The sequence below is a fragment of the Cyclobacterium plantarum genome (genome assembly GCF_011290685.1).
GTDB classification, from domain to species: Bacteria; Bacteroidota; Bacteroidia; order Cytophagales; family Cyclobacteriaceae; genus Cyclobacterium; species Cyclobacterium plantarum.
The window spans coordinates 1-623 of sequence record NZ_JAANYN010000035.1 but is presented as its reverse complement, the minus strand read 5'-3'; the positions used below and the strand labels follow the sequence as shown (position 1 = coordinate 623).

Here is a 623-nt window from a genome sequence, read left to right as displayed (position 1 = left end):
CTGCTCTCCCGTGGCAAGGGCAACGGACAGGGCGTCTACTCCAAGTTGTGGACCAATGGTTTTCTGGATTCGGTGCACCAGGGCGTTCAGTTCTCCAGCGGAGACGACCCGGTACTCTACCTCAATGATCCGGAAGGCATGAACAAAGCAGACAGGAGGCGCATGCTGGATAAAATATCCGCCCTGAACCAGATGAACTACCAGTCCTTCGGCGATCCGGAGATCAGCGCCAAGATCCAGCAATACGAAATGGCCTACCGCATGCAGACGGCCGTTCCCGAAGTGACCGACGTCACCAGGGAGCCCGACAGTATCGTGAAGCTTTACGGGCCGGAATGCCTGGTTCCCGGCACCTATGCGGCCAATTGCCTGCTGGCCAGAAAGCTCTCCGAAAACGGCGTGCGCTTTGTCCAGCTCTACCACCAGGGCTGGGACCAGCACGGCAACCTGCCCAACGAGATGGCGGGCCAGGCCCTGGACACCGACCAGGCCTCGGCGGCCCTGATCACAGACCTCAAGCAAAGGGGGCTGCTGGACGAGACCCTGGTCATCTGGGGCGGGGAGTTTGGACGTACCAATTACTGCCAGGGAAGGTTCTCGGCCGAAAATTACGGCAGGGACCA

General features: G+C 60.0%; 1 protein-coding gene. It reads left to right on the top strand.

Annotated elements, in window-relative coordinates:
- Positions 1–623: DUF1501 domain-containing protein (locus G9Q97_RS24680; RefSeq protein ID WP_166151947.1), on the top strand; the 623-nt coding region annotated here is incomplete at both ends.